General features: G+C 55.9%; 29 protein-coding genes. 17 read left to right on the plus strand and 12 right to left on the minus strand.

Translation table 11 applies throughout. The annotated features are described in order from the left end of the window. Positions 1-245 precede the first annotated feature (245 nt). Positions 246-701, plus strand: a complete 456-nt coding sequence (locus HV107_RS13165) for a SymE family type I addiction module toxin (protein WP_182059411.1) — start codon at positions 246-248, stop codon at positions 699-701. A gap of 49 nt (positions 702-750) precedes the next feature. Here HV107_RS13165 and trpS read toward each other — a convergent pair whose 3' ends face one another. Then, complete coding sequence (gene trpS, locus HV107_RS13170; RefSeq protein WP_182059412.1) at positions 751-1,749, minus strand: tryptophan--tRNA ligase; 999 nt, start codon at positions 1,747-1,749, stop codon at positions 751-753. 199 nt (positions 1,750-1,948) lie between these two features. Here trpS and fosA point away from each other — a divergent pair, with 199 nt between their 5' ends. Beyond that, positions 1,949-2,371, plus strand: a complete 423-nt coding sequence (fosA, locus tag HV107_RS13175) for a FosA/FosA2 family fosfomycin resistance glutathione transferase (protein WP_182059413.1) — start codon at positions 1,949-1,951, stop codon at positions 2,369-2,371. Here the strand turns inward: fosA and HV107_RS13180 are convergent. The 4 genes from HV107_RS13180 to HV107_RS13200 form a co-directional block, all read right to left on the minus strand. Then, a complete protein-coding gene (locus HV107_RS13180) occupies positions 2,368-3,177 on the minus strand; it encodes a GNAT family N-acetyltransferase (protein WP_182059414.1) in 810 nt (269 codons plus the stop codon). The two genes, fosA and HV107_RS13180, sit on opposite strands and share 4 nt — an antisense overlap. 58 nt (positions 3,178-3,235) lie before the next feature. Beyond that, on the minus strand, positions 3,236-4,105 hold the full coding sequence (locus tag HV107_RS13185) for a hypothetical protein (protein WP_182059415.1): 870 nt from the start codon (positions 4,103-4,105) through the stop codon (positions 3,236-3,238). 57 nt (positions 4,106-4,162) lie between these two features. Then, positions 4,163-4,864 carry a hypothetical protein gene (locus HV107_RS13190; RefSeq protein WP_220458409.1) on the minus strand — a complete coding sequence of 234 codons (702 nt, stop codon included), beginning with the start codon at positions 4,862-4,864 and terminating at the stop codon, positions 4,163-4,165. A gap of 422 nt (positions 4,865-5,286) precedes the next feature. Then, positions 5,287-5,466: a hypothetical protein gene (locus tag HV107_RS13200; protein ID WP_182059417.1), complete on the minus strand. Its 180-nt coding sequence runs from the start codon at positions 5,464-5,466 to the stop codon at positions 5,287-5,289. 96 nt (positions 5,467-5,562) lie between these two features. Between HV107_RS13200 and HV107_RS13205 the strand changes: the two genes are divergently transcribed. Together HV107_RS13205 and HV107_RS13210 are read left to right on the plus strand one after the other, a co-directional pair. Beyond that, positions 5,563-6,333, plus strand: coding sequence for a DeoR/GlpR family DNA-binding transcription regulator (locus tag HV107_RS13205; protein WP_182059418.1), 771 nt, complete (start codon positions 5,563-5,565; stop codon positions 6,331-6,333). A gap of 63 nt (positions 6,334-6,396) precedes the next feature. Next, complete coding sequence (locus HV107_RS13210; RefSeq protein ID WP_182059419.1) at positions 6,397-7,002, plus strand: ATP-dependent Clp protease proteolytic subunit; 606 nt, start codon at positions 6,397-6,399, stop codon at positions 7,000-7,002. A gap of 27 nt (positions 7,003-7,029) precedes the next feature. Here HV107_RS13210 and HV107_RS13215 read toward each other — a convergent pair whose 3' ends face one another. Beyond that, positions 7,030-7,326 carry an SH3 domain-containing protein gene (locus HV107_RS13215; protein WP_182059420.1) on the minus strand — a complete coding sequence of 99 codons (297 nt, stop codon included), beginning with the start codon at positions 7,324-7,326 and terminating at the stop codon, positions 7,030-7,032. 203 nt (positions 7,327-7,529) lie between these two features. On the opposite strand from HV107_RS13215, the gene HV107_RS13220 reads away from it, so the two are divergent. Continuing rightward, a complete protein-coding gene (locus HV107_RS13220) occupies positions 7,530-8,651 on the plus strand; it encodes a cupin domain-containing protein (RefSeq protein ID WP_182059421.1) in 1,122 nt (373 codons plus the stop codon). A gap of 90 nt (positions 8,652-8,741) precedes the next feature. On the opposite strand, the gene HV107_RS13225 is transcribed toward HV107_RS13220, so the two are convergent. Continuing rightward, a complete protein-coding gene (locus HV107_RS13225) occupies positions 8,742-10,157 on the minus strand; it encodes a PLP-dependent aminotransferase family protein (protein ID WP_182059422.1) in 1,416 nt (471 codons plus the stop codon). A gap of 176 nt (positions 10,158-10,333) precedes the next feature. Between HV107_RS13225 and HV107_RS13230 the strand changes: the two genes are divergently transcribed. Next, positions 10,334-10,495: a DUF1127 domain-containing protein gene (locus HV107_RS13230; protein ID WP_182059423.1), complete on the plus strand. Its 162-nt coding sequence runs from the start codon at positions 10,334-10,336 to the stop codon at positions 10,493-10,495. 40 nt (positions 10,496-10,535) lie between these two features. Here the strand turns inward: HV107_RS13230 and HV107_RS13235 are convergent, their stop codons facing one another. Further along, positions 10,536-11,924, minus strand: a complete 1,389-nt coding sequence (locus HV107_RS13235) for a PLP-dependent aminotransferase family protein (RefSeq protein WP_182059424.1) — start codon at positions 11,922-11,924, stop codon at positions 10,536-10,538. 102 nt (positions 11,925-12,026) lie between these two features. On the opposite strand from HV107_RS13235, the gene HV107_RS13240 reads away from it, so the two are divergent. Continuing rightward, a complete protein-coding gene (locus HV107_RS13240; protein ID WP_182059425.1) occupies positions 12,027-12,506 on the plus strand; it encodes a carboxymuconolactone decarboxylase family protein in 480 nt (159 codons plus the stop codon). Here the strand turns inward: HV107_RS13240 and HV107_RS13245 are convergent. Continuing rightward, positions 12,493-13,395: a LysR family transcriptional regulator gene (locus HV107_RS13245; protein ID WP_182059426.1), complete on the minus strand. Its 903-nt coding sequence runs from the start codon at positions 13,393-13,395 to the stop codon at positions 12,493-12,495. The genes HV107_RS13240 and HV107_RS13245 overlap by 14 nt on opposite strands. A 99-nt stretch (positions 13,396-13,494) precedes the next feature. On the opposite strand from HV107_RS13245, the gene HV107_RS13250 reads away from it, so the two are divergent. The 4 genes from HV107_RS13250 (at position 13,495) to HV107_RS13265 (ending at position 16,424) form a co-directional block, all read left to right on the plus strand. Further along, complete coding sequence (locus HV107_RS13250; protein WP_182059427.1) at positions 13,495-14,910, plus strand: aldehyde dehydrogenase family protein; 1,416 nt, start codon at positions 13,495-13,497, stop codon at positions 14,908-14,910. A 132-nt stretch (positions 14,911-15,042) separates the two neighbouring features. Beyond that, a complete protein-coding gene (locus HV107_RS13255) occupies positions 15,043-15,366 on the plus strand; it encodes an antibiotic biosynthesis monooxygenase (protein WP_182059428.1) in 324 nt (107 codons plus the stop codon). Further along, positions 15,359-15,757, plus strand: coding sequence for an amino acid-binding protein (locus tag HV107_RS13260; protein ID WP_182059429.1), 399 nt, complete (start codon positions 15,359-15,361; stop codon positions 15,755-15,757). The genes HV107_RS13255 and HV107_RS13260 overlap by 8 nt, the downstream gene beginning before the upstream one ends. Continuing rightward, positions 15,729-16,424 (plus strand): helix-turn-helix transcriptional regulator, encoded by a 696-nt coding sequence (locus HV107_RS13265; RefSeq protein WP_182059430.1) that lies wholly within the window; start codon positions 15,729-15,731, stop codon positions 16,422-16,424. The genes HV107_RS13260 and HV107_RS13265 overlap by 29 nt, the downstream gene beginning before the upstream one ends. A gap of 36 nt (positions 16,425-16,460) precedes the next feature. On the opposite strand, the gene HV107_RS13270 is transcribed toward HV107_RS13265, so the two are convergent. The 3 genes from HV107_RS13270 to tssD are packed head-to-tail and all read right to left on the minus strand — an operon-like array spanning position 16,461 to position 19,815. Continuing rightward, entirely contained in the window at positions 16,461-17,144 is a 684-nt protein-coding gene (locus HV107_RS13270) for a DUF2931 family protein (protein WP_182059431.1), read from the minus strand. A gap of 5 nt (positions 17,145-17,149) precedes the next feature. Then, positions 17,150-17,833 carry a DUF2931 family protein gene (locus tag HV107_RS13275; protein WP_182059432.1) on the minus strand — a complete coding sequence of 228 codons (684 nt, stop codon included), beginning with the start codon at positions 17,831-17,833 and terminating at the stop codon, positions 17,150-17,152. After that, the gene (gene tssD / locus HV107_RS13280; RefSeq protein ID WP_182059433.1) at positions 17,830-19,815 is read right to left on the minus strand and encodes a type VI secretion system tube protein TssD; all 1,986 of its coding nucleotides are present in this window, start codon (positions 19,813-19,815) and stop codon (positions 17,830-17,832) included. Before tssD ends, HV107_RS13275 begins: the two co-directional genes overlap by 4 nt. A gap of 271 nt (positions 19,816-20,086) precedes the next feature. On the opposite strand from tssD, the gene HV107_RS13285 reads away from it, so the two are divergent. The 6 genes from HV107_RS13285 (at position 20,087) to HV107_RS13310 (ending at position 26,751) form a co-directional block, all read left to right on the plus strand. Further along, a complete protein-coding gene (locus tag HV107_RS13285; RefSeq protein WP_182059434.1) occupies positions 20,087-20,554 on the plus strand; it encodes a MarR family winged helix-turn-helix transcriptional regulator in 468 nt (155 codons plus the stop codon). A gap of 2 nt (positions 20,555-20,556) precedes the next feature. Next, positions 20,557-21,621, plus strand: a complete 1,065-nt coding sequence (locus tag HV107_RS13290) for an HlyD family secretion protein (RefSeq protein ID WP_182059435.1) — start codon at positions 20,557-20,559, stop codon at positions 21,619-21,621. Then, the gene (locus tag HV107_RS13295; protein WP_182059436.1) at positions 21,611-22,678 is read left to right on the plus strand and encodes a DUF2955 domain-containing protein; all 1,068 of its coding nucleotides are present in this window, start codon (positions 21,611-21,613) and stop codon (positions 22,676-22,678) included. Before HV107_RS13290 ends, HV107_RS13295 begins: the two co-directional genes overlap by 11 nt. Before the next feature lie 69 nt (positions 22,679-22,747). Next, the gene (locus HV107_RS13300; RefSeq protein WP_182059437.1) at positions 22,748-24,421 is read left to right on the plus strand and encodes a hypothetical protein; all 1,674 of its coding nucleotides are present in this window, start codon (positions 22,748-22,750) and stop codon (positions 24,419-24,421) included. 237 nt (positions 24,422-24,658) lie between these two features. Continuing rightward, positions 24,659-25,666, plus strand: coding sequence for a hypothetical protein (locus tag HV107_RS13305; RefSeq protein ID WP_182059438.1), 1,008 nt, complete (start codon positions 24,659-24,661; stop codon positions 25,664-25,666). Then, complete coding sequence (locus HV107_RS13310; protein WP_182059439.1) at positions 25,663-26,751, plus strand: glycoside hydrolase family 105 protein; 1,089 nt, start codon at positions 25,663-25,665, stop codon at positions 26,749-26,751. The genes HV107_RS13305 and HV107_RS13310 overlap by 4 nt, the downstream gene beginning before the upstream one ends. Positions 26,752-26,756 lie beyond the last annotated feature (5 nt).

Here is a 26,756-nt window from a genome sequence, read left to right on the forward strand (position 1 = left end):
TGAGTTTCAAGCCAGCGATTTGCCAGTATCCCCCAAATCCTATTTCCTGAATCCTCCTCGCATTTCCCAAATTTACCCATCCCAAAACCGCTGTATTTATATTCAGCTCTGTATAATAGGCAGCAGTAATTACGCCAGTCGGCAAAGGAAGTATCAAAGGGAAATAAACGAAGGATTTCGCGATATGAAGGTGCAGCAACACCCTCATACCGCTAACCACAAACAACTATCTACAGGAGTTGAAAATGGCTGCGACGAATTTTAAGCCAGAGTTTACTGTTTGCAAAACAGAATCAGACGCTTTTACCGGCGTGATTGAAAACCACGAGCTGGTACGCAAAAATAGCGCCCGCCGTCTTCACGGCAACCAGACCCGTACCTCGCCCGTCCATCCACGGGCGGAGACGCCGCAAGCGAGTTCGGCCTGCTGCGAACTCTATTCACGGGTGGACAATAATTATCTTCCTCTGGAGGGGGAGTGGTTATCCCGGGCGGGTTTTATTAACGGGATGCCGGTCAAAATCCGGGTGATGAAAGACTGCATTGTGATTACGCCACAACATACAAGAGAATTATGGGGATGCCTGGATGGTATGAGTGTGGTGAATATAAATAAACAGAAAGTCGCGCAGTGGTTAAAAACATTTCCGGGAGTTTTAAATGATACCGGCGATATTCCGATAATTAAGCGTAACGCCTGATAAATATCCCGGCCTGGTGCCGGGATTATTTTTTAGATGCCGGTTTCCTTCAAAATACCGGCACCCCCAGCCCAACCTTCACCTCCCTCAACGTCCCCTGCGTCACTCCCTGCGCCCGTTCCGTTCCGCGTTTCAGCATCGCCATCAATTCCCCCTTGTCCTGCATATACATCGCCCGCCGTTCGCGCATCGGGGCTATCAGCTCCTGCAGGCACGCTTCCAGTTCGTTCTTACACACCCGGTCACCCAGCCCGCCCGCCTGATAGTGCGCCTTCATCGCCGCCACCTTGTCTTTGTCCGGATGAAACGCGTCGAGGTAGGTAAACACCACATTCCCCTCAATCTGCCCCGGATCGTTCACTTTCAGGTGGTTTGGGTCGGTGTACATCGCGCTCACCGCACGGTGAATCGTCTCTTCGCTGGCGGAAAGGTGCAGCGTGTTGCCGAGCGATTTCGACATCTTGGCGCTGCCGTCGATGCCGGGCAGGCGGCTGGTGTCGCTCAGCATCGCCTTGCAGTGGCGCAGCACCGGGGCGGGCAGCAGGCTGTTCATCTTGTGCACAATCTCGTTAGTCTGTTCAATCATCGGCAGCTGGTCGTCGCCAACGGGCACGCATTCGGCCTTAAACGCGGTGATGTCCGCCGCCTGGCTGATGGGGTAGGCCATAAACCCGACCGGCAGCGAGCGGGCAAACCCTTTCTGCGCAATCTCATTTTTCACCGTCGGGTTACGCTCCACGCGGGCAACGGTGACGATGTTCATATACAGCATCGTCAGCTCGGCAAGGGCGGGCAGGGCGGATTGCAGGCAGATAGTGGTCAGGTTCGGGTCGATGCCCGCGGCCAGATAATCGGCCAGCACTTCGGGGATGTTATCGCGGATCTTCTGCGGGTTGCTGCCGTTGTCGGTCAGCCCCTGCAAATCGGCAATCAGCACAAACTGGTTGTGCGTCTGTTGCAGCGCCACGCGCTGGCGCAGTGAACCGACATAGTGACCAAGGTGCAGCGGGCCGGTCGGGCGATCGCCGGTAAGAATAGTGGTGCTCATAAAAACTCCTTAACGTATCAATGCCGAAAGGGGTCTTTAAAACACAATAGCCGCCTTTCGGCGGCTATCTGGAAATGGGTAAAACAACTCCGGGCCGCCTTTAAGAAGGCTGCCACCAACGGTTTACGGTGAGCACGGCGTGGTTTATGTTCATCCGGTTACCGTACCATGTCTCACACAAAAAACAACAGGGCACATCATGCTGCAATCGCTCAACCACCTGACCCTTGCGGTCAGCGACCTGCAAAAAAGTCTGACCTTCTGGCACGATGTACTGGGTTTAACGCTCCATGCCCGCTGGGATACCGGGGCGTATCTCACCTGCGGCGATCTGTGGCTCTGCCTCTCTTACGACGAGGCGCGCCGTGTCGTGCTGCCGCAGGAAAGTGACTATACCCATTACGCGTTTAGCGTCGCGGAACAGGATTTTGCACCGTTCTCGCACAAGCTTGAACAGGCGGGCGTCACCGTCTGGAAGCAGAATAAAAGCGAGGGAGCGTCGTTCTATTTTCTCGACCCGGACGGGCACAAGCTGGAGCTGCATGTGGGCAACCTCGCCGCGCGGCTGGCGGCGTGTCGGGAAAAACCCTACGCAGGAATGACGTTCTATCCGCAGGGTTAGCCCTGCGTCATCTCAAACTGGGTGATCGCCAGCGGCTGATACCCGGCCGAGGTAAACAGCGGGGCAAACCGCTCAGGTACGGCAACGGGTGTGCAGATACCAGGATACAGGGCACTGAGATTTTGCAGCATCCGGCGCGCGTGGCCCTGACCACGTGAACCTGGCTCCACAAACAAGAACCGCAGCAGCGGTTTCGTGCCAGGCGTGGTAATGGCGGCCCAGGCTCCGGTGCCATCGCTGATTATTTCACAGGGGATCAGGGGCAATGAAAGCGGATCAAGCTGCCACGGCATGTGTTCACCGGGGGCGGACCACACCGCCCGCAGCAGGTCATGAAGTGTGGCCTCACGAAGCTCCCCGTTCATCGGCACATTTGCTGTTCCGCCTTTAAAGCCCCACAGGCCCTGAGAAACGCGAAAACCCAGCGCTTCATACAACGCGATCGCGGCGGTATTTTCGTGGATAACTTCCAGATAAAACGGGCTGATGCCTTTGGCTTTCAGCGCTGCGAACAGCGGCGTTAGCATCCCTCGCGCCAGCCCTTTGCCACGGTATTCCGGGAGGATAGCAAACGCACCCAGCCGGGCTGCACCCGCGCGGCGCGTGATAAGGGCGATGGCGACTGGCTCGTCGCCACGCAGCCAGACGCACGAGTCTTCATAACTTAACCCTTCAGAGCCAAAGCGCTGGGCAAAGGCTTCGGGCGTCAGCGAAAACGGAACGAAATAGTCCTGAAAGCAACGCTCCAGAATGTCGGTAAGAATGGCGGCACTAAAGTGAAGTGCGCTCACGGCGGTCAGTTCCATTACCATTGCCCTGTGTCGTGGGTAGACCATCAGTGTAGTGGAACACCCGCTTTCTTTCTCACTGAACTTCCAGCGTTTTTAGCTCATTAGTGATGGCGGTATTGCGTGATTTAAGCGATTCGCACATTTCCGTATCCGTCGTTTTTCTACCACTACAGTAAATGTTCATCTGCGCGTTGTTCAGCAACATACGGTTGTTGAGGGTGTTGATTTTGTTTTCGGTCGGGTTCTGTGTGCCATTCGCCAGCGCCAGGCGTAACCCTTCCAAAAACGAGCAGCTGTTGTGATAGGCCATAAAGTCGTTAAGGGCACGGCTAAGCGGGTAATCTTTCATTGTGTCGGTCTTTATATGCTGGACGATGGCCACCGCTTTGGTGTCGCGGGTTTGCTGGATTTTGGTATCCACGGCGGTGACGATCATCTGTTTATAGACCACTTCATTGACCAGCGATCGTTCTGAGTTAGAGAACATCGCCAGCGCCGAGAAAATGGATTTACTGACGGTTGGCGTCACCACGGTGGCAACGCCAGCGAACAGGCTGGTGAGTGTGCCAGTGGAGATATTAAACATCGCGTCATTGCCATAAATGCTCCGGCGATGGAGCAGACAAACCTGCTCCGAGCCGGTCATCAGGATGTAAATGGCATCGTTGCGCTGGGCCTGGCATGTCTTTTCATGGTCGACAGCGGTCCCTGCATTGGCACAGGTTTTTGAGACAATGGGATCCCGATAACTGACGTCAGCGGTCTTTGTCGTGCCTTCCGGTGCCGCAGGCGGGCTGAGCAGGATCTGCATCAGCATGTCTGGCGTTGTCGTGATGGCGCTATCCACGTCAGGGCTGGAAAACCCCCGATACAGGGGGTTGTCCTGAGCGCAGCCCGCCAGGAGCAGGCTGGAGAAGAAAACTAACCCGATGTGCTTCATCATGATAGCCCCGGACTGACGTTAGAAAGCAGGAAGTTTCAGGCTACGGTTAAGGCTGCGTTAACCTCCGGCTACTGGCGGAGCAGGGGGGGCCGGTTGATTTGAACGAGGGGATTCACCGTGCGGCGCAGCTTTATAGGCAAGGTATCCCGCATGGCTAATGCCCAGCAGCCAGGACATGCCGTCGGAGACATTGGGTAATGCGTTAAGCCAGGTAGTCTTATTATCTGGCATTACCTGGGAAAAAAATTGCCAAAGCGACATGCCATACACCGCTAACAAAATAAAAGTGATAACGAACTGCTGTATTTTCCCCAGGTCAGCCGAACCGGCATTGGTATTCTCCTCGCCACGAAAAAGATCCAGCCAACTGGCCAGCTCAGCGCTAGAGAAAGAAAAGATTTTACCGGCAGGAATAATGTCTTCTACCGGTTTATTGATTGCCTGAGAAACCTGCTGTGCGGCCTGAGCGGTGACATTATTATCTGCTTTGGCATTTAGAATAGCGGGCGCAGCCGCAAGTGAGGCCAGCGATATCCCCATAATGGTGAGTAAAGGCGTATTCAGCGTTATTTCCAGAGGGTCAGTTATTTCATTCTCGATTCTCAGCAATGCCGCGGTATATAACGCGGACAAAATCAGCATGGACCAGCAAAGCGCCTGCAGTTTAGACAGGCTCAGGCGGTTGCGGTAATCAATAAAAATCCCGTTGAGGCGGCCATTGATGGCATATCCAACGCTCATAGAAAAAATAATCATCATGACGAGCGTCAGGAGCCAGGCATACCGCGGGTGGGAAGAGTTAATGACAGGTGCAACAATAAATAAAATCAGGCTGCCGAGGATCCAAAATAACGTGCCAGAAGATGGTTTAGGCATACACCGTACCTTTTTCATAACAGGCGATGTTAATACCCTAATCGGAAGGCATTTTTCCGGCTGTAACAAGAAAGCATGAAAAAAATGGTTTTTTTCATGCTTAAGGTTGAAATGGTATTACGGACCTCTGCGTTTACGCACCCACCAGCTCAATTCGGTTGCCGTCCGGGTCTGCGATGACAACTTCGTAGAAGCCATCCCCCGTCATACGCGGCGAGCTCAGCAATGTCCCGCTAATCGTGCCTACTCCGCCATGCTATCGACCTTCGCTTTGTTACCCACATTCAGCGCGAAATGTGCAATTTTCATAGTAATCCTCGTTGTTTGTGTTGCGTGGCTGGCATGTCATCGACAAGGTGGGCGGGCAACTCTTCGTGCAGCACCTTTTCCCGGCACCGTTCGCGATGAACGACAGGCTCAAAACAGAAACCGTCGTAAGGCTTACTCGCCAGAACCTGATCCTGATGGCGATCGTTACTCTTCATCGTAAGGCTCCGCGCTGATCCGCCAGATTGACAGAGGGAGTGGCTATGCAACATTATGCGCATTGGTGCTCGATTTAGATTTTAAAAGGATTCTTCATGCTCGATTATGCTGCTTTTCCTGGGCAACGACAAGACCTGATCCGCCAGATCCTTCAGGAGAATGGCAGGGTGGTTTGCACAGAGCTGGCCACCCGAATGAACGTGTCAGAGCACACAATTCGCCGTGATTTACATGAGCTTAGCAAAGAAGGCTTTTGTAAAAAGGTCTATGGCGGCGCGGTGCTTCAGCTCCCGGATGCCGGGAATTTTTTCACGCGCGAGCAAAAAGACAGTGCAAAAAAGGACGCAATCGCGCAGAAAGCGGCAACCCTGATCAAAGCGGGCGGCTGTATTTTTATTGATACGGGAACAACCAATCTGGCGCTGGCGAAGGCGCTGCCTGCTGATCTCAGTATTACTGTTGTCACCAACTCTCCGGCAATCGCGGCTGAGCTGCTGCGTCATCCGCTGTGCGAGGTGATCATGACTGGCGGGCAGATCCAGCGAGCGTCCGGCGGGGCGGTTGGGGCCACTGCGGCAAACCAGATCCAGGGGATTATCTTCGATCAGGCCTTTATCGGCGGCTGTGCGATGGATCCTGATATGGGGCTGACCGGCTTTGACTTTGCCGACTGCGAGTTCAAAAAAGCGGTGATCGCCCAGAGTAATCAAAGCATTGTGGTGCTCACCATCGACAAGCTGCCTGGCGTGGCGCGTTTTGTGGTGGCGAAGAGCCGCGATATCGATGTGCTGGTGGTGGAAGAGGGCATGGACAAAGACGTGCTCGATGCATTCACGGCTCAGGATGTTCGCATTGTGTGCGCCTGAGGACTTTGACATATAAAACAGGCTACACTCTGCTTTTGAGCGCTAAATGCTGAGGAAATAACAATGCACTACACCATGAAAGAAAGCGACAACAAAGATAAAGCGGAAGGGACACACGGCGCGGGCGCTTTACAGCAGAAGTTGCTGGATTCCCGTTCGATTGTTATCTCCGGCGAGATTGACCAGGCGCTGGCCGAGAAAGTGATCACTCAGCTGATCCTGCTGCAAAGCATCAGCAATGATCCTATTAAGCTGTACATCAACAGCCAGGGCGGCCACGTTGAAGCGGGCGATACCATCCACGACTTCATCAAGTTCATTCGCCCGGAAGTGCACGTGATCGGCACCGGCTGGGTCGCCAGCGCCGGGATCACCATCTTCCTGGCAGCGAAAAAAGAGCACCGTTATTCACTGCCAAATACCCGTTTCATGATCCATCAGCCGCTGGGCGGCGTGCGTGGTCAGGCGACGGATATTGAAATCGAAGCCCGCGAAATCATCCGGATGCTGGATCGCGTGAACAAGCTGATTGCTGACGCGACCGGCCAGCCGCTGGAAAAAGTGAAAAAAGATACCGACCGCAACTTCTGGATGTCTCCGGCAGAAGCGCTGGATTACGGCATTGTGGGTAAAATGATCACCCATTATGACGATCTGAAGCTCGATTAAGCCTCACTCTGCGCCCGGCAACGGGCGCTATCGCACTTCAAATACGACTGCCATCCAGTTCACCCTGTTGTTTTCCGGAAACGCCGGATAGGGATCGAGCCGCGTGCAGGCCCCCGCCCAGATAAACGTATTCTCTTCAATGCGATACCAGTGCGTATTGCCTTCAACGGCATCGCCCACCACCGCCCCCAGAACCGTGACGCGGCTTCCCGCGGGCAGTTCACAGGCGACAGGCGAGAACACGGATGGATTATCCCTGCGCGTATAGACCCCTGTAGTGGTCTTCACGTTGCCCGTTGCCGGGAATTCAATGAAATCGCTCATCTCAGGCCTCATGACACGCTCTCTTAAGGTAACGATATAAGTCGCTGTAAATCTGGCGCTAACGATAAAGCGTGAAACTGCCAGGCTATGTCATACGAAGGACTGAATGCGGCGACTTTTTACCCCCCTTTGACCCACGACAAGGCAACCCGGCTTCGGCTTGCGCATAATCGCACCTGTTTACCTTTTCACTGGTGCTAACCATGGCGAATCAACTGAACCTGAACTGGCCGGAATTTCTTGAAAAATACTGGCAAAAACAACCCGTTGTGCTGAAAAATGCCTTCCCGAATTTTGTCGACCCGATTACGCCTGACGAGCTTGCAGGCCTGGCGATGGAGCCGGAAGTCGATAGCCGTCTGGTCACCCATTTCAACGGTAAATGGCAGGCCAGCAATGGCCCGTTTGAGCATTTCGATAATCTGGGCGAAACCGGCTGGTCACTGCTGGCGCAGGCGGTGAACCACTGGCATATGCCGGCGGCTGAGCTGGTGCGTCCGTTCCGCGTATTGCCGGACTGGCGTCTTGATGACCTGATGATCTCCTTCTCTGTACCGGGCGGTGGCGTTGGTCCGCATATCGATCAGTACGATGTGTTTATCATTCAGGGGATGGGTAGCCGCCGCTGGCGCGTGGGGGATAAGCTGCCAATGCGTCAGTTCTGCCCGCATCCGGCGCTGCTGCACGTTGATCCTTTTGAGCCGATCATCGACGAAGATCTGGCTCCGGGCGATATCCTCTACATTCCACCTGGATTCCCGCATGACGGATTCACTCATGAAACCGCGCTGAACTACTCCGTGGGCTTCCGTGGGCCAAATGGCCGCGATCTGATCAGCAGCTTTGCCGATTACGCCCTGGAAAACGATCTGGGCGGCGAGCACTACAGCGACCCGGATCTGACCTGCCGTGAACACCCAGGCCGCGTGGAACAGTACGAGCTTGATCGTATTCGCCAGATGATGATCGACATGATCAGCAAACCTGAAGATTTCACGAAATGGTTCGGCAGCTTTGTCTCTACGCCGCGCCACGAGCTGGATGTTGCCGCTGCGGAACCGCCATACACGCCAGAAGAGGTGCTTGATGCGCTTCAGGGCGACGAAACCCTCACCCGCCTGAGCGGGCTGCGTGTGCTGAATATTGGTGGCAGCTTCTTCATCAACAGCGAACAGCTGGAAACGGTGGATGCAAAAGCCGCTGATGCGCTGTGCCGCTTCACCGAGTTTGGGCAGGCTGAACTCGGCGAAGCATTGCAAAATCCGGCGTTTGTGGAAGAATTGACTGACCTGATTAATCAGGGTTACTGGTACTTCGAGGAGTAAGCCTGACTGTGCCGGGTGGCGCTGCGCTTACCGGGCCTACGAGCGTGCATTGAGTAGGCCGGGTAAGGCGAAGCCGCCACCCGGCAATAACTACTCCTCCATCGCAATATGGATAGCCTCGCCCATTTTTTTCAGCGCATCGCGGTTTTTATCGTTGGGTGGCAACGCCACGTTGATCCGCAGGCAGTTGCGATATTTCCCGGATGCGGAAAACAATGACCCGGCTGCGGCCTGGATTTTCAGGCGGCACAGCTGCTTACTCACGCAGACCATGTCCACTTTCTCCGGTAGCTCCACCCACAGTAAAAAACTTCCCTGCGGGCGCGTCACGCAAATCTCCGTCGGGAAAAACTGCCGCACCCAGCAGGTGTAGGTTTCCATATTCTGCTGATAAATCTGGCGCATCCGCCGCACATGCCGATGGTAATGCCCGTCACGAATAAACGCCGCTACCGCCATCTGCGTGCCCGGCACGTTAAACCCGCCTGCGGCGTACTTCATGTGCATCACCCGGTCGTAATAGCGTCCCGGCACAATCCAGCCCACGCGCAGCCCCGGGGCCACTGTTTTGGTAAACGAGCTGCACAGCAACACGCGGCCATCTATATCTAACGAATGGATCGTTCGCGGACGCGGGTATTCTGCCGCCAGCTCGCCGTAAATATCATCCTCAACAATCACGATATCGTGGCGCTGAGCCAGCGCCAGCACCTGACGTTTACGCGCTTCCGGCATAATGAATCCAAGCGGATTATTGCAGTTGGGCACCAGGATCACCGCCTTGATTGGCCACTGCTCAAGCGCCATCTCAAGGGCTTCAATGCTGATCCCCGTTTCAGGATCGGTCGGGATTTCAATGGCCTTGATGTCATACCCGCGCAGCATCTGCATGGTGCCGTGAAACGACGGGGACTCCACCGCCACGATATCTCCCGGTTTGCACACCGAGAGCAGCGCAATCGACAGTGCGCCGTGGCAGCCGTTGGTGATCACAATCTCGTTGGGGGCAACGGTTGAACCGCCGTCCAGCATCAGGCGGGCAATCTGCTCGCGCAGTTCATATCGACCGTCCAGCACGTCGTAGCTCAGTACATCGGTAGGGTTGTGCTGCGCAATGCGGCTCATTTCCCGCCACAGCGGTTTCAGGCTCGGCTGGTTCAGGTCCGGCGAGCCGCCGCCAAAAGAGATAATCTCTTTGTCGGCACGCGCATCCAGCAACATCATCACTTCATCCCACTGGGTGACATCCACCGGGCGCTGCACCGGGCGCGTCATGGCCGGAACAGGCGGCTGAGCTTTGCGCTGAGAAACAAAATAGCCGGAGCGTGGCTGCGGGGTAATGAGATGAAGATTTTCGAGGATCTGATAAGCCTGCTGTATGGTGCTGATACTGACGCCGTGTTCCTGGCTCAGGGCGCGCACGGATGGCAAACGTTCGCCGCTGCGATACAGCCCTTGTTCAATGCGTTCGGCCAGAATATTGGCCAGATGTTGATAGCGCGTCATGCTGTATCCTCTATTTACACCATACAGATAATCAAACCAGTACAGATCGCCGCAAAAAACGACATGCAGATTCTGTTTTAGCGGATCTGTATGTTAAATAAAAGTTGTTTTTGAGTCTGTATTGCATACACCGATTTCCGGGATGATAACCCCACTGGCACAGTGAGGAGAGCATCATGGAATTTCACGAGAATCGTTCAAAACGTCCGTATATTGCGTTTGTCTGGATCTGGAAAACGGTGAAGAACTGGTATCGCATCAACCGTACTCGCCGCATTTTGAGCGCCATGAGTGATGAACAGCTCAAGGATGTTGGGTTGTCGCGGTTTGATGTGTAGATCGTAGGCCGGGTAAGGCGCAGCCGCCACCCGGCGATTTTCAGCCCAGCAGTTCAAGCGTCTGCTGTTTCGGCCCTTCAAGCAAATTCAGCGCTTCCTGATACGTCCGCACATTGTTATAGCCCATCACCAGCCCGTAGCGTTTGCCCGACCCGCGATACCACTCGGAAAGCGCATTCACCTGAAGCTGGTGCTGTTGCCAGCAGCGTGCCACTTCACGGTCGCCGCTGCCTCTGGATAAAAACGCCACGATGTGCATCCCTCCGTCGTTCTGCTCGGTGAAAAACAGATCGCCGTACACCTCCTGCAAGGCGGCGATCATCCAGTCGCGGCGGGTCTGATACAGCGCACGCATCTTTTTGAGATGGCGGAAAAAATGCCCCTCATTCAGGAATGCGGTCAGGATTTTTTGCGTGAGCACCGGCTGGCCGCTGGTCACGATGTCGGCGCAGTCGGTAAACGCCGCCACGGTGCTGGCGGGCATCACCACGTAGCCCATACGCAACGACGGCATAATGGTTTTACTGAAGGTGCCCATAAAGATCACCCGGTCGTGCTGGTCGAGACTTTTCAGCGATGGCAACACCTTGCGGGTGTAGTGAAATTCACCGTCGTAATCATCTTCGATGATCCACGCCTCGTTCTGGCTTGCCCAGTCAAGAAGCTGCTGTTTACGCGGCAGGGAGAGAGTGACCGCCAGCGGGCTCTGGTGCGATGGCGTGACAATGGCAAAACGGGCATCGTGATGGTGGTGCAGCAGGTATCCGGTATCCATACCTGAACGATCGACCGGCACGGTGTGCAGGCGCGGGACGATGCGCTTGAGCAGTTGCTGCCCCATAAAATAGCCAGGGTCTTCAAACACCACTTTGTCGCTGCGGCTGGCAAGCGTATCGAGGATCAGGCGCAGGCTGCCGCTATAACCACTGGTGATCAGCACCTGCTCGGCGGTGCAGGACAGCCCGCGCGAGATATTCAGGTAACGGGCAATGGCCTGGCGCAGCGGATACCAGCCCAGGACCGGCGGGTTGAGCATCTCCTCCTGGCGCATGGAGCGGGTGGCCTGGCCTGCGAGCAGCAGCCATTTTTTGTACGGAAAGCTGTCGAGCGCCGGAATGCCCGGGCGTAAAAATCCACTGCGTTCACGCTGGTTAATCAGTGATTCCGGGAGTGTGCCGGTGGCCTGTTCCGCAGGCGCGTTTTGCCCGGGCAACAGCAGGTCGGGATTTACCCGCGTGCCACGCGCGCCCTGGCTGACCAGATACCCTTCTCCAATGAGAATGGCATATGCCGTTTCAACCGTTTTGCGCGCCACTTTTAGCTCTTCGGCCAGCACGCGGATCGCGGGCACTTTGTCGCCGGGTTTTAGCACGCCGCGCGTAATGTTGTCGCGATAGCGGGTATAGATATCGTGATAACCCGGCTTCATGTCCTACCTCATTTTATGGTTTTTGTATCTTTTTACTATGTCATGATCGGCGTAAATTTACCTCATCGCATTGCATATACCGCACACAAAAGAGGAAAGACTATGAGCACTCGCGTTAACCACCATAAAGTCACACCTGCACTCGCAAAAGCGCTGTCCGACCTGAGTATGGAAGTGGCGAAAACCTCCATCGACCCGGCGCTGAAACACCTGATTGATATTCGTGTTTCTCAGCTGAACGGCTGTACTTTCTGCCTGGACATGCACTCGAAAGAGGCCAAAATTGCCGGTGAGCGTGAGCTGCGCCTGTACCATCTGGCCGCGTGGCGCGAATCACCGCTGTTCAGCGCTCGTGAAAAAGCCGCCCTGGCGTTTACCGAAGCGCTGACCCAGATTGGTGTTCACGGCGTGAGTGATGCCCTGTACCGCAGCGTGGCGGAGCATTTCTCCGATGTCGAAATTTCAGAGCTGAATTTTGCAATTGTGGCCATCAACGCCTGGAACCGTCTGGGGATCACGTCCCGCATGGCACCTGGCTCGCTGGATGTGGCGTATGGCCTGAATAAGGCTAACCTGGAGTAATTCCGCGCTCGCGCACCAGGGCGACGAAAGCCCGCAGCCCGGGCGGGACATGGCGATGCCCGGGGTAGTAAAGGCGCAGTCCGGCAAAGGGCTGCGTCCAGTCTTCCAGCACGCTCACCAGTTCCCCGCTTTCCAGCTCTTGCCGGATATAGAGTTCCGGCAAAAAACCCACCCCCAGACCGGCCTTTACGGCGCTTATTGATGCAAACAGATCGGATGTGGAAAAGCGTGGCGGAACCGTCAGGGCATACTGCTCACCACGGCGCTCCAGCTCCCAGCGATACAGCCCGCCATGGGACATCCTCATGCCAATCCCCTGATGGTGCAACAGATCGTCGGGCGTTTGCGGTATTCCGTAACGGGCAAAGTGGTCAGGCGTGGCGACGATCAACTGGCGGATATCTGGCGTGAGTGCCACCGCCACCATGTCCTGCGGCACCGATTCCGCCAGGCGGATCCCGGCGTCGTACCCTTCGGCCACGATGTCGATCATCCGTGCCTCGCTGACCGTTTCGACGCGCATTTTCGGGTAACGCTGCATATACGCAATCAGCAGATTGTCCAGAAACAGTGGGCCAATATTATTGGGAACGTTCAGACGCAGCGTACCGGCAGGGTCGTCGTTATCACTGTGGATCTCTTCGCTGGCCTGGCGGATCTCCTGAAGCGCAGGCCCCACGCGCGCCACAAACCGCTGCCCGGCATCGGTGAGCGCCACGCTACGGGTGGTGCGGTTAAACAGGCGTGTTTGCAGGCGGCTTTCCAGCCCGGCCACTGCATTGCTTACCGCCGTGGCCGACATGCCCAGCTCCTGAGCAGCAGCGCGAAAGCCTCCGCGGCGTACCACGGCCAGTACCACTTCCAGCTCTGTGAGTCCTGAACGATGCATAGATTGTCCTGATAATCGAAACAACCCTTGCAGCATAGCGTGGATTATCGAAACGAAAAAGGCGTGCCAGACTGTGTTTACACAGCCTGAGGAGGCCTTATGCGTCATATCGAACAGATCTTTATCAACGGTGAATTTGTCACCCCGCACGGCACTGAACGTTTTGATTTGTACAATCCGGCCACGGCACAGGTGATTGGCCAGGTGCGTCTGGCGGATGAAGTCGATGCTGAGCGTGCAATAGCAGCCGCCAAAGCGGCGTTCCCGGCGTGGGCAAACACCACCCGACAGGAACGTATTGCCGCGCTGAAGCGGATGCACGCGGCGGTCGTTGCCCGCCATGACGCGCTGCTGGAGGCCATTATCGAGGAGTACGGCGCGCCGTCGTCGCGTTCGGCGTGGATGGCCAGCTATCCGGCAGAGGTTATCGCCCAGGCTATCGACGCGCTGGAGTCATTTGCATTTACCCTCACGGCAGGTGCAGCCAGGGTGCAGATGACGCCGCTTGGCGTCGCCGGGCTGATCACTCCGTGGAACAGTGATGCAGGCTTTATCTGCGGCAAACTGGCGGCCGCACTGGCGGCGGGCTGCACCGCGGTTATCAAACCCAGCGAGATGAGCGCCCTGCAAACCCAGATTATCACTGAGGCACTGCGTGATGCCGGATTGCCGCCAGGGGTGTTTAACATTGTGACCGGGCGCGGCGACACGGTGGGCGAGACAATCAGCCGCCACCCGGATGTGGCGAAAATCTCCTTTACCGGTTCCACTCACACCGGAAAAGCCATTCTGCGTAATGCCGCGGAAAGTTTTAAGCGTGTGACGCTGGAGTTAGGTGGTAAATCGCCGACGATCATGCTGGATGATGTCGATTTAGTGCAGGCGGTGCCGCTGGTGATTCAGGCGGGTTTTATGAACAGCGGGCAGGCCTGCGTGGCCGGAACCCGTATTCTGGTGCCGCAGTCGCGTAAAGCGGAGATGGAACAGGCTCTGGCGCAGGCTGTTGCGGCGGTGCGGTCTGGCGACCCGCGTGATAGCGCCACTGAGGTGGGGCCGATGGTCAGCGAAAAGCAGTGGCAGCGTGTTCAGGGATACATCCGCAAAGGGACAGAAGAGGGCGCGCGCCTGCTGGCGGGTGGTGAAGGGCGTCCGGAGGGTACGCAGGATGGCTGGTTTGTCCGTCCAACGCTGTTTGCCGATGTTCATAATCAGATGGCGATTGCCCGCGAAGAGATCTTCGGCCCGGTGCTGTGCGTGATCCCCTATCGCGATGAAGCAGAGGCGATCGCCATTGCGAACGATACCGACTATGGCCTGAGCGCGCTGGTGCTGGGCAACGATGCCGGGCGTGCGCAGCGCGTGGCGCAGCAGATCCAGTCTGGCCGGGTGCTGGTCAACACGCTCGCCCATGAGCCAAAAGCTCCGTTCGGTGGGTTTAAACATTCCGGCGTGGGCCGCGAGATGGGGACATGGGGGATCAGCGCGTTTATGGAGCCGAAATCGATCCTGAGCTAAACCTCCCGGTGGCGCTGTGCTTACCAGGCCTACAGGAGCCAGCGCCCTCCGGCAACAATACTTCGCCATCCACCGAAGCATCCCGTGCTTCTTCCCTGCATTCTCTCCTTAACATCACACGGAGAGACCATCATGATCGCAGTCCTTTTCGAAGCCAAAGCGGAGCCGGCACACCAGGCGCGCTACCTGCAACTCGCGGCTGAACTCAAACCCCTGCTGGCCGATATCGACGGATTTATCGATATCGAACGTTTCCAGAGCCTGACCACCGACGGCAAAATCCTCTCCCTTTCCTGGTGGCGGGATGAAAAGGCCATCCGCAACTGGAAGCACAACGAGTTGCATCTGGCCGCACAGGCAGAGGGGCGGGCGTCTATTTTTGCCTTCTACCGCATTCGCGTGGCGCAGGTGGTGCGGGAATATTCCTCAGAAACCGGAGGACACGCAGATGTATGACATTCACGTGATTTTCGAGAATGCCCCCGGTGAACTGGCGCGGTTCGGGCAACTGCTCGGGCGTAATGGCGTGGGGCTGGAGGGCGGCGGGGTATTTGGCGTTGACGCACATTTTCTGGTGGAAGAGGGGGAAAAAGCCCGGCGCTTGTTGCTGGCTGCCGGGTTCAGGGTGCAGGCGGTAACAAAACCGTTAATCCGTAAGTTAAAACAGGAGCGCCCGGGGGAACTGGGCGAGATTGCCTCCGCGCTGGCAGTGCAGGGTGTGTCTATCCTTACCCAGTACAGTGACCACGCGAATCACCTCATTCTGCTGACGGATAATGATAAGCTGGCCGCAGAGATAACCGAACCCTGGGCTGCCTATGTTAAAGACCCAATTACCCCCCGATAACAGCGCTGCACTGGAGCAAGCCATTGTGGCCGTGGCGGCGGCAATGGCCGATCCGTCGAGGGTAAAAATGCTCTGTGCACTGATGGACGGGCGGGCGTGGACGGCCACCGAACTGAGCACGGTGGCAGATGTTGCCCCGTCGACCGCCAGCGGGCACCTCGCCCGGCTGGTGGAAGGAAGGCTGATTACCTGCTTGTCTCAGGGCAGGCATCGCTATTATCGCCTTGCCGGGCACAACGTGGCAGCGCTGGTCGAGCAGATGATGGGGCTTTCCTGGAGCCGCATTACGCCGCCGGAAACCACCGCGCCAAAAGCCATGCGCGAAGCCCGCACCTGTTACGACCATCTTGCCGGAACGGTGGCGGTACAGATCTATGATTTTATGCAGGCAGAAGGCTGGCTGGAGGCAGACAGTTCAGCGCTCACGCTGCATGGCCGGGAGCAGTTCCTGAAACTCGGCATTCTGTTAAGTGCTCATCCCCGTCGCAAGGCCTGCTGCGCCTGTCTGGACTGGAGCGAGCGGCGGTTTCATCTGGGCGGAGAAGCCGGCGCGGCACTACTTACGCATCTGGAAAGCAAAGGCTGGATCCAGCGGGTGGCGGGGTATCGGGAGGTGGTGGTGACGGTAGCGGGCAGGCAAGCTGTTAAGCGGCATTTTAGTCGCTAAAATGCCCGCTGGCGCACGGCTTACCTGCCTGCCTTATTAATCCCAGTTGCCATAGGGATAGGTTTTGCCTTTGATAAACGCCTGCGTTTCAGGGAGGAAGGTGAAGCTCCCCCCCGGGACGACATAGTCCTTGCAGAGGGTCAGGTCCTTGCCGGAGCGGGTCGTCAGTTTCAGTGGTTTAACAGGCAGGCTGGGGCGTCCGGCAACGTCTGAAAGCCAGATTTTGACTTTGCCGCCGGGAGAGAGGCCAAACACCATTCTGTTGTACCAGACAGGTGCGCCAGATGGACGGGTATGATCGGCAGGGGTTTTCATCCGCAGCCAGGTGTCCGGTCCGAACACGGCGCTGGTTTCATAGGCCTGCTGGTCAATATAGGAATCCCAGCAGAAGACAATGTACTGCGGGGGCTTGTTGACTTTGTTGAACTGATCGCCAAAGCCATGTGCGCTTTCTGCCCATTTATCGACGGAATCCGGGGCGGGGGAGGCCTGGTCAAGCGTATTAAAGGTATACAGGTAACCATCCGTGTCGATCACCCTGGCGTGCTGTACGCCTGAGGGCAATTCACTGGGTGTGATAAAAGCGAAAATCCACTTGCCATAAGGCAGCGTCCAGTCACCGCTGGCGGCCTGTTTTGACTGCAACGGGTGGGAATTATGTGGACTACAACCTGTAGCGACCAACAGCAATGTAAGTGCCATCATTTTTTTCATTTTCATGCCTGTTAATCCCAGTTGCCATAGGGATAGGTTTTGCCTTTGATAAACGCCTGCGTTTCAGGGAGGAAGGTGAAGCTGCCCCCCGGGACGACATAGTCCTTGCAGAGGGTCAGGTCCTTGCCGGAGCGGGTCGTCAGTTTCAGTGGTTTAACAGGCAGGCTGGGGCGTCCGGCGACATCAGAAAACCAGATTTTGACTTTGCCGCCGGGAGAGAGGCCAAACACCATTCTGTTGTACCAGACAGGTGCGCCAGATGGACGGGTATGATCGGCAGGGGTTTTCATCCGCATCCAGGTGTCCGGCCCAAACACGGCGCTGGTTTCGTAGGTTTGCTGGTCAATATAGGAATCCCAGCAGAAAACAATGTACTGCGGGGGTTTTTTGACATTGTTAAACTGACCACCGAAGCCATGTGCATTCTCAGGCCATCTGTCAACAGAGCCAGGATCCCAGGACGTTGAATCAAGAGTATTGAACGTATACAGGTAACCATCCGTATCGATGACTCTTGCGTGGTTTACCATAGACGGTAATTCTCTGGGCGTGATGAATAAAAAAAACCACTTATCATAAGGCAGCGTCCAGTCACCACTGGCGGCCTGTATTGACTGTAAAGGGTGGGATTGGTGTGGGCTACAGCTTGCGGTCGTCAGTATCAAGGCAAGCATCAGTGCATTGCGTTTTTTCATCGTTTCTGTCCGTCCATGTTGTAAATCGTTCTGCTCCAGTTCTCGTCCGGCCGGTTAACAAAACCGACGATTTCTGATGCTGACGTGCCACCCTGCAATTCACCGGACGGTTTTAGCTCAACGGCGTTCCAGTGGGCTGAGCAGTGGATGTATCGCCCGGCAATCCAGTTCACCTCTTCCGGCGTAAAACCGTTTACGTTTCTGTGCTGACGCGCCGCTCTGCCCATTTCCCGGGCGCGGTCGGATAACGGCTTTAGCTCTTCAGGCAGGGCGTGTCTTTGAGTTTTATCAACGTCAGCCAGCAATGCCCCGGCTTCAGCAGCCGCATCGGCCATGACCCGCAGCGCCACCTTCGACCAGTCAAAAAAGACCGTCCGATGGCGCAGCGTCAGGGCGGCAAAGGTGCGTTTCTGTGGCTGGCTGTACCGGTCAGGCGGGGCGAAATCGTCCTCCCAGACGTCCGGGGTGATAGCACTGGTACGAATGATGGGCCTGATGGCCGGTGAGTCCTCCAGCACGTGCAGCTGTGCCATTGTTTGCTGGTAAACATGAGACTGTGCGCCGGGTTGATTGTGAGGCAGGGTTTCCACCAGCGGACGGGTGAGAAAGAGATCTTCCCGCAGTTGAGGCAGATAACCGCCGCCGATATCGGAATGGGCGCCGGGGAGAGTCAGCTCCGGCCAGGCGGGGGCCACGCTGTTAAGGGCGAAGTTATAGCGACATTCGTGCTGGGCGGTGATGTGAAACACCTTCTGCGCCACGCCGGGACGCAGGCGGATGTCGACGTTGCCGGTATCGGCGCTGTGCGGATTGAGGCCATTTGCTACCGTGCCGACGGCCGCTACGGTGTCCATAATGCCGAGGAAGCGGGTTTTGGCTGCTGGCGCACCGCGATAATTATATTCCTTCATCCCGGTTGAGATTGCGTCGATGATAGAGCGATCCTCTGACTGCACGCGATCGGCAAAGTGACGCGCCGCTGCCGCGCCGCGACTGAAGCCGAAGATATCAAACAGCAGCGTATCGACGACAAACTTCCCTTTCAGTAAACCAAGTGCGGCATCTATAGCCGCAGCAAGTTGCGCCACCGCGTCGTCAGTTTTAGCAATGATACCGGTCTCTGCCGTGCCCAGCCCAAGCCCTACTGGATTATCGGGTTCCCCAGCCCGAGTCCCTATACCTTCGACATAGACATTATTTTGAATGTAGCTACTCTCTGGGGGGAAGGTTATTTCATACAACTCATGCAACCAGTGAATATTCGTGTAATACCCCAGATAGCTGCCCGCTCCGATCCCACGAATCCCCATCTTCTCTGATACATTTCTGGCGAGAATGGTTTCTGCATCCAGACTATTAATATCAAAGTGCTGTGCCGTCAGGGTTTCGAGCATGTTCCGGGTGTTCACCGCGTTATTGCCAGTGCCGTCGAAGAATATTCCCAGCACCAGCGTCACTTTGCGCTCTGGCAGCTCTTCGTGGAGTAGGGTCTTCTGCACCACCAGAAAAAGACGGCTGTAATTTTCCGGTGTCAGCAGGTAATCAAACTCCGTGCCGGCGATAAGATGGCGGCTTAGAATATAATCGTAATCCACCGATATATATTCATAGTCCATATTGTTCATCTTCGAATGTAGCTGTATGGAACGTATTGTCGCGCCGCGAAGTTCAATAAGATAATATTTCTCCATATGACCGTATCGATTGATACGATAAATAGTAAATGTCATTTTAAGACGCTCATTATTATTAATGGCATTGCTGAGTAATGGAGAGCTTTTATCCAGGAGCTTGTAAAACTGCAGACCGCGATGATGAAGGCGGCCTCCGACACCGCCCGCCTCCTGCGCCAGGCTGAAGACGAAGATTTCATCTTCATGGCCCGGTTGATAGCGGTTACCGACAGAGGCCTGCGAACTACAACCTGAGGAAATTTGCCCCTGAATATCACCCTCAAGCGTTAGATAAATTAGATGGCTCATTTTTTGTTTCGGTTTTTTATTTTGGAGAATAAGCGTAACGATAAAAAAAGAGAATAAAACTGTTGCTTGTCAAAATATGAGGTTTTTACGCATTATTATTTTAACGTTACGCGAACCCTTAATTTTGAAAATAGTATTATTCAGATAGTCACCGTTTTTATAAATTTATCCAGACTTCTCGCTTTCGCAATTCTTGCTCTTTCGCTTGCTGTTTCTTGATACTTACCCTGATAACTATTATCTTGCTCCGGTGAGATGAGAGGACTCCCCTATGAGTGAAGACGATCTGTTTAGCCGCCGGCCCATGGGCATGAGAATGGCAATGATCGTGCGTCAGTGGCGCGCAGTGATTGACGATGCCATCCTCGATACCGGGTTAACCCAGTCGAGCTGGACGGTGATGATGCAGCTTCAGCAACTGGGGGATAATGTCTCTGTCAGCGAGCTGGCGGAAGTGCAGGGCATTGAACTGCCGCCGCTGATGCGCACGCTCACACAGCTGGAAAAGCGGGGCTATCTGCTGCGCACCACATCGCCTTATGACAAACGCATCCGGCTGTTGACGCTGACACCTGAGGGCAAGGCTATCCTGAAAACACTCACTCAGGTGATAGAAACCTTTCAGGCCCGCGTCTCACAAAACATCGCACCTGAACATATCGAGATTTTCAGCACTACTTTGAATCAAATCGCCTGCAATTTGCGGACAATCCGCGAAGAAGATAACAAGACTGAATAACCATGACTCCTGAACAGAAATTTGCCCGCTGGGTAAGGGTGAGTATTGCCTCTTTCCTGCTGATGTTTGTCTATTTTATCGTCGCGGATATCTGGATCCCGCTGACGCCAGACTCCACCGTAATGCGCGTGGTCACGCCCGTGTCGGCGCGTGTTTCCGGCTATGTGGCGGCGGTACATGTGCATAACAACAGTCAGGTGAAGAAAGGCGATCTGCTGTTTGAACTTGATGACACGCCGTTTCGTAACAAGGTTGAAGCGGCGCAAATCGCCCTGGAGCAGGCGCGTCTGTCTAACGACCAGCTGGATGCCCAAATCAGCGCCGCGCAGGCCAGCCTGAAAACGGCAGATCTGACCGCCCGCAACGATAAAGTGACGTTTGAGCGCTATCAGAAACTCAGCACCTTACAAAACGTCTCCCGGTCCGATCTGGATAAAGTGCGGACTACCTGGCAGAGCAGCGAGCAGTCCGTCAGCTCGTTGAATGCCAATATCCGCAACCTGCGTATTCAGCGCGGTGAGCGGGATGAGCACCGCAACGTTACGTTGCAAAAATACCGTAATGCGCTGGATGAAGCCGAGCTGAACCTTGGCTGGACGAAGGTATACGCCGAAGCGGACGGCACGGTAAGTAACCTCCAGCTCAGCCCGGGGTTTTATGCCTCGTCGGGCTCTGCCGCACTGGCGCTGGTGAACAACCAAACCGATATCGTGGCGGATTTCCGGGAAAAAAGCCTGCGTCATACCCATCAGGGAACGGACGCTGCCGTGGTGTTCGATGCCTTCCCGGGGCAGGTGTTCCGCGCCCACGTAGTCAGCAGCGATGCGGGGATCTTAGCGGGGCAGGAAGCGGTAAACGGCGAACTCTCTGAACCAGAAACCTCTAACCGCTGGGTACGTGATGCCCAGAGGATGCGTATTCACGTGGCGCTGGATGAGACGCTGCCGAAGCATCTGCCCACCGGCGCGCGTGCCACCGTACAGCTCTATAATAGCGAAGGCCCGTTTGCGCGCTTCTTCTCCGGGATGCAGATCCACCTTGTGAGCCTGCTTCACTATGTCTATTAATACTCTGGCGAGGGTCTTTACCCCGCACGGCAACATCGTCTACACGGCAAACGACTTTCGCCAGACACTGCGCATCGTCTTTGCCGGGATGGTTGCGCTCAGCATCTCAAGTTTTTACAACACCAGCTACGGCGTGTTTTTTGTGGTTTATCCCATCATGCTGTTGTCGCTGGTGCCGGTGTTTAACCGCCACGTCGCGAAGCAGTTTATCTTCAGTGCGTCGCTAAACTGCATCGAAATGGTGATTATCATCGGCTATTTGTCGCAATGGCCGCTGATCATGACTCTGGTGGTATTTGCCCTGTACGTGATGCGTTTTCGCTTTATGAGTAAAGGGCCGCTGTTCCTGTTCGGCTCGATGGGCGTGGTGTGCCAGAGCGTAATGCTCAATTTTATGAGCTACCCGACAACCAACTGGCATACGTTGATCTTTTCCAACATCGAAGCCAGCGTGATGGCAGTGTGTCTGAGTGCGCTGATGAACTATCTGCTGCCGGACGTTGAACCCCGCAAGCCGCCACCGCTGATTGAGAAAGACGATGCCCGCGTGCGTCACGAATCGCTGCTCTCCGGCACCGTGGCTACGCTTATCTTCGTGGTGTTTCAGATTAGCGACCTGAGTGACTCCCTGTCGGCGCTGATGGCCGGGATTTTGATCCTGTTCCCGATGCACTATCGCGGCTCGGTTATGAGCTCTATCTGGCGTGTGGCAGGCGTGGTGCTGGGTTGTCTCTATATTCTGGTGGTGCAGCTCATCCTTTACGATCACAGCAGCCACATGTTGCTGATGATGCCGCTTATCGGCCTCGGGCTGGCGTTTGGCGCGCGTTTGCATGTGATGGAGAAAGTGGGGGCCGGGGTGGGCTTTGCCAGTATCACCACCATCGGCATTATGTTCGGGCAGAACATGCACCCGGACAGCGACCTGGTGTTTAGCGACCTGTATCGCATCACCTCCGTGACCTTTTCGCTGGTCGCCACGCTGACGCTGGTTTTTCTGGTGCATTTGATACTTAACTGTTTTGCACCAACGCGATACGTGATCCGCAATACCTGACACACATATTTATTTCGTTCTGTGCTATCACTGTCGGCCGGATAATCTGGCGACAAAAGGAACGGATGAATGTTGCAGACGCGAGCGCTTGAGCTAAATAATCAGGCTTACTGGAACTGGGAAAAGGCCTGCGAGCTGGTCGACTACGCCGTCGCACATGAGTTCAATACCGTGATTGTCGGGCAGGTCGACCTGTTCGACAAACTGGTTTCCCCCAAAGGTTACACCCCGCACCATTACAACGATCGTCTCTCAAGCCAGCAGCGCGCCCGCTGCGTGTATCTCAACCGCCTTGGGCTGTTGTGCCAGCAGAAAGGTCTGCGATTTTACCTTCAGGCGAAGGAGTTTAACTTCCCGACCGATCTGCTGCTGGCACACCCGCATCTGTTCGGGGCGGGCCAGGGCGTGCGCTTTGATGTCGATTTCTGGTGCGCTTATCTTTCTGAAAAAGTCTCCCTGATTTGCCAGCGCATTCCCTCGCTGAACGGCCTGCTGGTGGCAATCTCCAATACCGACGGGCTGTTGCCGATTTCACGCCCAAACTGGGAACTGTCGGCGCAGGATGATGAAAACCGCGCGAAACGCGACGATGAGCGCAGCTGTTCGCTCTACAGCCGCTGTTTCAATGCGCTATCCCGGGCGATGCAAAACGAGAATAAACATCTGGTGCTGCGCGTGTTCCCGGCCGGGAATCACGATCTCGGTAACGTGCTGGAGGCCATCCGTCCGCTGCCGGAAAGCGTGAGCGTGTCCATCAAGCTGACCCCGGAACGGTTCTGGCCGTCATTCCCCAATAACCCGGCGCTGCTGGCAGTGCGCGAACGCGAAGTCTGGGCGGAAATCGATCTGGTAGGCGAAGAGGTGGGCTGGGGCATCTTCCCGTTCCCGCGTATTGACGAACTCCAGGGGCGGTTGCTTTGGTGTCGCAGTAACCCGGCTATCCGCGGCGCGGTATGCAAAACCAGCTGGGAAGGGGTCGATAACCACTGGATTATCGGCACCCTCAGCGAGTGCAACCTGGTGGCCTGTAGTCAGATGCTGATGAGTGACGGCGCACACCAGACCCAGGCGCAGCTGCTGACGCACTGGCTGGACGAATGCTACGGATGGCGGCCAGACGAGCAGACTCTCGGTACTTTCCAGTCCTTACTTGAGCAGGCCGGTCAGGTGCTTTATCAGGCCATCTATGTGCGTGACCACGTTTTTCATCGCCACAGTCAGGTGCCTGAAAGCTACGGCCAGGCGGTGTGGAGCCTGTTTGGGCAGCTAAACCGCAACCACTGGCTGCCCGGCTCTGAGCGCGATGTCTTCTTTAGCGCCAGCGATGTTGAGGCTTCTGCGGCCTCCCTTTCACGTATCGCGAAAGAGAAAGACGATGCGGGGGCGGCGTCTGCCGCTCTGCGTGAGGAGGCGCTGCGTTTTGCTGAAACCGCCGCGTTCCCGTGGTCGCTTAAACAGCGCTGGCTGGAAGAGTGGCAAGGACTGGCGCTTTACTGCCACCTGTTTTTACACGCCCAGAAGGCTTTCTTCACCCTGCGCTTTGCCCGTGAGGTGGAGAACAGCTGGAGCATGAGAGAGATTTGCCAAATCAATATTCAGGAACTGTATCGCTGTGCCTCCGAAATGGAAGACTACTGTGCGAAACACGCGGAGGCTTCCCCGGGGTTGCATGTGCTTTTCGATGCCTCCCGGGTGCGCGCCCTGGCCGACAGCCTTGGCGATGAGCTTAAAGAGCTGAAGTAGTTTGACGCGCGTCACATAAAAATCCCGACCGGATATTTTTGTGTGACGCTTATCGCATCACCCCTTTCCCTGCCCGCGAATAGCGTGACGCATATCACGCGACATTCCTGACCTCTTCCCGCTTTGTGAGTGACCAGGCAGATCCCGACAATCTGCGCGAATGGCCTCTCGCGACACTTATCAAACTCGCTGATGATACCTGCGTAATGTATTGATTCTGCGTGATATGAGGAAGCTATGTTTCAGGGTGAAGGGCGGTTGGCTCAGGGTGATGCAATAACGCATTTTCGTGTCAGCATCGCCAGAGAAGAGCGTTTTGCTGAGTTTTATACGGGAGAAGGGGCTGACGGGCGTTTGCATCATGCCAGCGGGCAGCCTGGAGAGTCGTTTTGTCGGCAGATTTTCTGCCAGACCCATGCCCGGCGCGGTGTGGATCCCTCACAGGCAATGCCTCTGAATCACATCGCTGAAAGCGGCGACAGCGGTATTGTCTCTTTCTCTGGTTTTCGCACCCTGCCTTTTCACGTGCAGTGCTGGCTGGGCGTCGATATTGTCGCGCCGCGTGATGGTGAATATGCCTTTCGGCTTGGCACCTGCGGCGGCGTGCGGGTGTGGCGTTCGGGCGAACAGCTTGCCTGTTTTACGCCGTTTACCCGCAATCAGATGCAGTACGTGCTCGTTCGGCTGGCGCTGCGTGAGGGCAAAAACAGCCTGCTTATCCATCTTGATGAGCTGTTTGAGCGTGACACCGATTTTTCGTTGCACATGGTCTATCTTGATGAGCCCGCGCTCGGTATCGTGCCGGTGACGGGAAACCCGCTGCCGGCAAACCCCGTACCGCCTGCGCCTGACGGCAATCGCCTGCTTGCACTGATAGCGCAACGCGAGTACGGCCCCGAAGCCGATGCGCTGCTGTATCGTCTGCTAAAACAGGTGAGCGCGCGGGAAGAGGGGTCGGTATTTTCCCTGCTCACGCTTTTACAGCTGTGGAAAAACGCACGGCAGGAGGATTTCCCGGAGCCGCTGTGGCGAAGGGTGAAATCAACCATTCTGGGTTATCGCTACTGGCACGATGAACGCGGTTGCGATGCGATGGATTTCTGGGGTGAAAACGCGCCTGTGTTTCACGCGGCCCAGATGCAGGCCGGGGCGCTTTTCCCTGACGAACGCTTTATTGCCTCTTCACGCTTTGGCCATCAACAGCAGCGGCTGGGTGGAATGCGCCTGAAAGGAGTCAACGCATGAATAAAGAACAGTTAATGAGCACCCTGGAGCGCGTGGTGCGTGGTTTTTGTCGCCTGAAAAATCTTGATGAAGTGGGCGTGAGTGACGGCTTTGCAATCCATTTTGAAGAGTGGGAGTGGGAAGTTGGCGTGGGGCTGTACGGTTTCTGGCGCTTTGCCGATTTCCAGAACGACGCAGCCCTGCAACAGTCGATCCTCGAATGGTATGAAACCCAAATCGGCAAGGGCCTGCCGGAGATGCAGATCAATACCACGGCACCGATGATTGCCCTGGCGCTGGTGGCCGGGCATCATCAGCGCCAGGATCTGCTGGCAACGGTCAATGACTGGGCGGATGCCCTGCTGCGCGACCTGCCCAGAACCGAAGAGGGTGGTTTTCAGCATGTAGTGAAGGAACAATCCAACACCGGGCAGCTGTGGGACGACACGCTGTTTATGACCTGCCTGTTTCTCGGCGTGGCGGGCATTGTGCTCAAAAGACGTGACTTGATCGACGAAGCGGGATACCAGTTTTTGCTGCACACGCGATATCTCAGCGATCCGGTGACAGGGCTCTGGTATCACGGCTGGACGTTTGTGGATAAACACCACTTCGCGGGCGCATTCTGGGCACGTGGCAACGCGTGGATAACCGTTGCCATCCCGGAATTTATTGCCCTGATGGGCGAGCATCTTGATGCCAGCGTGCGCCGGTATTTGTCGCAGGTGGTGGCGCGGCAGGTACGCACGCTTTGCGCGTTGCAGGCTGATAACGGCATGTGGCACACGGTGCTGGACGATCCGCTTTCCCCGCAGGAGTCGTCCGCGACTGCGGGGATCGCCTACGGGATGCTGCGCGCGGTGCGCATGGGGATCCTCGATGAGTCCGTTAGCGGTTCTGCCCTGCGGGCGTTTGAGGCGGTGATCGCGCGGATTGACGACGATGGGCTGGTGCTCGAAGCCTCACGCGGTACGATGCTCGGCTGGGATATTCAGTACTACTGCGATATCGCGATGGCGCCGGTGCCTTACGCGCAGGCGCTCACGATGCTGCTGTTGCTGGAGATGGAGCAGGGCGGCTGGCTGGAAGAGAAAACCGGGGCGTAATGCCC

Source organism: Enterobacter sp. RHBSTW-00175, from assembly GCF_013927005.1.
Taxonomy (GTDB): domain Bacteria; phylum Pseudomonadota; class Gammaproteobacteria; order Enterobacterales; family Enterobacteriaceae; genus Enterobacter.

Coding starts and splice junctions, on each gene's coding strand:
- fosA (WP_182059413.1), top strand. CDS start 1,949: ATGCTGCAATCGCTCAACCACCTGACCCTTGCGGTCAGCGACCTGCAA.
- HV107_RS13225 (WP_182059422.1), bottom strand. CDS start 10,157: ATGACGCGCTATCAACATCTGGCCAATATTCTGGCCGAACGCATTGAA.
- HV107_RS13220 (WP_182059421.1), top strand. CDS start 7,530: ATGGCGAATCAACTGAACCTGAACTGGCCGGAATTTCTTGAAAAATAC.
- HV107_RS13235 (WP_182059424.1), bottom strand. CDS start 11,924: ATGAAGCCGGGTTATCACGATATCTATACCCGCTATCGCGACAACATT.
- HV107_RS13275 (WP_182059432.1), bottom strand. CDS start 17,833: ATGAAAAAACGCAATGCACTGATGCTTGCCTTGATACTGACGACCGCA.
- HV107_RS13295 (WP_182059436.1), top strand. CDS start 21,611: ATGTCTATTAATACTCTGGCGAGGGTCTTTACCCCGCACGGCAACATC.
- HV107_RS13305 (WP_182059438.1), top strand. CDS start 24,659: ATGTTTCAGGGTGAAGGGCGGTTGGCTCAGGGTGATGCAATAACGCAT.
- HV107_RS13245 (WP_182059426.1), bottom strand. CDS start 13,395: ATGCATCGTTCAGGACTCACAGAGCTGGAAGTGGTACTGGCCGTGGTA.
- HV107_RS13200 (WP_182059417.1), bottom strand. CDS start 5,466: ATGAAGAGTAACGATCGCCATCAGGATCAGGTTCTGGCGAGTAAGCCT.
- HV107_RS13300 (WP_182059437.1), top strand. CDS start 22,748: ATGTTGCAGACGCGAGCGCTTGAGCTAAATAATCAGGCTTACTGGAAC.
- HV107_RS13260 (WP_182059429.1), top strand. CDS start 15,359: ATGTATGACATTCACGTGATTTTCGAGAATGCCCCCGGTGAACTGGCG.
- HV107_RS13190 (WP_220458409.1), bottom strand. CDS start 4,864: ATGATGATTATTTTTTCTATGAGCGTTGGATATGCCATCAATGGCCGC.
- HV107_RS13270 (WP_182059431.1), bottom strand. CDS start 17,144: ATGAAAATGAAAAAAATGATGGCACTTACATTGCTGTTGGTCGCTACA.
- HV107_RS13265 (WP_182059430.1), top strand. CDS start 15,729: ATGTTAAAGACCCAATTACCCCCCGATAACAGCGCTGCACTGGAGCAA.
- trpS (WP_182059412.1), bottom strand. CDS start 1,749: ATGAGCACCACTATTCTTACCGGCGATCGCCCGACCGGCCCGCTGCAC.
- HV107_RS13255 (WP_182059428.1), top strand. CDS start 15,043: ATGATCGCAGTCCTTTTCGAAGCCAAAGCGGAGCCGGCACACCAGGCG.
- tssD (WP_182059433.1), bottom strand. CDS start 19,815: ATGAGCCATCTAATTTATCTAACGCTTGAGGGTGATATTCAGGGGCAA.
- HV107_RS13250 (WP_182059427.1), top strand. CDS start 13,495: ATGCGTCATATCGAACAGATCTTTATCAACGGTGAATTTGTCACCCCG.
- HV107_RS13205 (WP_182059418.1), top strand. CDS start 5,563: ATGCTCGATTATGCTGCTTTTCCTGGGCAACGACAAGACCTGATCCGC.
- HV107_RS13240 (WP_182059425.1), top strand. CDS start 12,027: ATGAGCACTCGCGTTAACCACCATAAAGTCACACCTGCACTCGCAAAA.
- HV107_RS13215 (WP_182059420.1), bottom strand. CDS start 7,326: ATGAGCGATTTCATTGAATTCCCGGCAACGGGCAACGTGAAGACCACT.
- HV107_RS13185 (WP_182059415.1), bottom strand. CDS start 4,105: ATGATGAAGCACATCGGGTTAGTTTTCTTCTCCAGCCTGCTCCTGGCG.
- HV107_RS13310 (WP_182059439.1), top strand. CDS start 25,663: ATGAATAAAGAACAGTTAATGAGCACCCTGGAGCGCGTGGTGCGTGGT.
- HV107_RS13165 (WP_182059411.1), top strand. CDS start 246: ATGGCTGCGACGAATTTTAAGCCAGAGTTTACTGTTTGCAAAACAGAA.
- HV107_RS13230 (WP_182059423.1), top strand. CDS start 10,334: ATGGAATTTCACGAGAATCGTTCAAAACGTCCGTATATTGCGTTTGTC.
- HV107_RS13210 (WP_182059419.1), top strand. CDS start 6,397: ATGCACTACACCATGAAAGAAAGCGACAACAAAGATAAAGCGGAAGGG.
- HV107_RS13290 (WP_182059435.1), top strand. CDS start 20,557: ATGACTCCTGAACAGAAATTTGCCCGCTGGGTAAGGGTGAGTATTGCC.
- HV107_RS13180 (WP_182059414.1), bottom strand. CDS start 3,177: ATGGAACTGACCGCCGTGAGCGCACTTCACTTTAGTGCCGCCATTCTT.
- HV107_RS13285 (WP_182059434.1), top strand. CDS start 20,087: ATGAGTGAAGACGATCTGTTTAGCCGCCGGCCCATGGGCATGAGAATG.